The sequence below is a fragment of the Marinimicrobium agarilyticum DSM 16975 genome (genome assembly GCF_000423345.1).
Classification (GTDB): domain Bacteria; phylum Pseudomonadota; class Gammaproteobacteria; order Pseudomonadales; family Cellvibrionaceae; genus Marinimicrobium; species Marinimicrobium agarilyticum.
Map to the genome: position 1 here is coordinate 35,001 of NZ_AUHU01000018.1, position 2,263 is coordinate 37,263.

Annotated in this window: 2 rRNA genes (1 of these 2 running past the window's edge); both read left to right on the plus strand. The window is 53.2% G+C overall.

The features are described from left to right. A 23S ribosomal RNA gene (locus G547_RS0115550) occupies nt 1–1,713 on the plus strand; it begins 1,175 nt to the left of the window's first position. 139 nt (nt 1,714–1,852) lie between these two features. Continuing rightward, a 5S ribosomal RNA gene (rrf, locus tag G547_RS0115555) occupies nt 1,853–1,968 on the plus strand. Nucleotides 1,969–2,263: the final 295 nt, after the last annotated feature.

Genomic DNA, 2,263 nt, shown 5'->3' on the forward strand with positions numbered 1-2,263 from the left:
GAGCGTTCTGTACGCCTGCGAAGGTGAGTCGAGAGGCTTGCTGGAGGTATCAGAAGTGCGAATGCTGACATGAGTAACGATAATGGGAGTGAAAAACTCCCACGCCGGAAGACCAAGGGTTCCTGTCCAACGCTAATCGGGACAGGGTTAGTCGGCCCCTAAGGTGAGGCCGAAAGGCGTAATCGATGGGAAACAGGTTAACATTCCTGTACTTCTCTTTACTGCGATGGAGGGACGGAGAAGGCTAGGCCAGCGCGGCGTTGGTTGTCCGCGTTTAAGGTTGTAGGCTGAGATCTTAGGTAAATCCGGGATCTTAAGGCCGAGAACTGACGACGAGCACCCTTTTTAGGGCGCGAAGTGGTTGATGCCATGCTTCCAAGAAAAGCTTCTAAGCTTCAGGTAAAGAGAAACCGTACTCGAAACCGACACAGGTGGTCAGGTAGAGAATACCAAGGCGCTTGAGAGAACTCGGGTGAAGGAACTAGGCAAAATGGTACCGTAACTTCGGGAGAAGGTACGCTGCCGACGGTGAAGGGCTTGCCCCGTAAGCTGTTGGCAGCCGAAGTGACCAGGTGGCTGCGACTGTTTATTAAAAACATAGTACTCTGCGAACACGTAAGTGGAAGTATAGGGTATGACGCCTGCCCGGTGCCGGAAGGTTAAATGATGGGGTTAGCTTCGGCGAAGCTCTTGATTGAAGCCCCGGTAAACGGCGGCCGTAACTATAACGGTCCTAAGGTAGCGAAATTCCTTGTCGGGTAAGTTCCGACCTGCACGAATGGCGTAACGATGGCCACGCTGTCTCCACCCGAGACTCAGTGAAATTGAAATCGCTGTTAAGATGCAGTGTACCCGCGGCTAGACGGAAAGACCCCGTGAACCTTTACTATAGCTTTACACTGAACTCTGAGCCTATTTGTGTAGGATAGGTGGGAGGCTTTGAAGCGCTAACGCCAGTTAGCGTGGAGCCACCCTTGAAATACCACCCTGGTATGTTTGGGGTTCTAACGCCGGTCCCTTATCGGGATCGCGGACAGTGTATGGTGGGTAGTTTGACTGGGGCGGTCTCCTCCCAAAGCGTAACGGAGGAGCACGAAGGTTGGCTAATCCTGGTCGGAAATCAGGAGGTTAGTGTAATGGCACAAGCCAGCTTAACTGCGAGACAGACACGTCGAGCAGGTACGAAAGTAGGTCATAGTGATCCGGTGGTTCTGTATGGAAGGGCCATCGCTCAACGGATAAAAGGTACTCCGGGGATAACAGGCTGATACCGCCCAAGAGTTCACATCGACGGCGGTGTTTGGCACCTCGATGTCGGCTCATCACATCCTGGGGCTGAAGCCGGTCCCAAGGGTATGGCTGTTCGCCATTTAAAGTGGTACGCGAGCTGGGTTTAGAACGTCGTGAGACAGTTCGGTCCCTATCTGCCGTGGGCGTTGGAGATTTGAGAAGAGTTGTTCCTAGTACGAGAGGACCGGAATGAACGAACCTCTGGTGTTCGGGTTGTCATGCCAATGGCATTGCCCGGTAGCTACGTTCGGACGGGATAACCGCTGAAAGCATCTAAGCGGGAAGCCTCCTTCAAGATGAGATCTCCCTGGAGCTTCGAGCTCCCTTAAGGGCCCTGGAAGACGACCAGGTTGATAGGCTGGGTGTGGAAGCGCCGCGAGGCGTTGAGCTAACCAGTACTAATTGCCCGTGAGGCTTGACCATATAACAGAGACGACTGCACAGCCGGACGTTTGTGTGAGGTAGACAATCGTTGCAATGTATAACTTACTGTTTCACCCCCTATTTGGGTCGATCAAGGTACGCCGAATGGCGATAAAACCTTCGAGCCCAAGCCAGTTTGCTTGACGATCATAGCGAGTTGGAACCACCTGATCCCATTCCGAACTCAGAAGTGAAACGACTTAGCGCCGATGGTAGTGTGGGGTCTCCCCATGTGAGAGTAGGTCATCGTCAAGCTCTTAAAGTGAAATACCCCGAATCAGCAATGGTTCGGGGTATTTTTTTATGGGGCCCGCACAAGTTCGAGGCGCTTGCCGATGCCCTGCGGTCATGGTGATGGGCCACATCCGTGTGGCCCACCCCCTGCGGGGCGCCCCTTCGGGCGTCGTCTTCGGCATCCTGCCTTCGACTCAAGCTCTTAAATTAAAACGCCCTGTAGTTAGCTCTGCAGGGCGTTTTTCTTGTGCGCAGAAAAATCCCCGTCCCCACCCCTTATCTCTTACTTCCCCTTAAAATTGCTACACTATGGCAT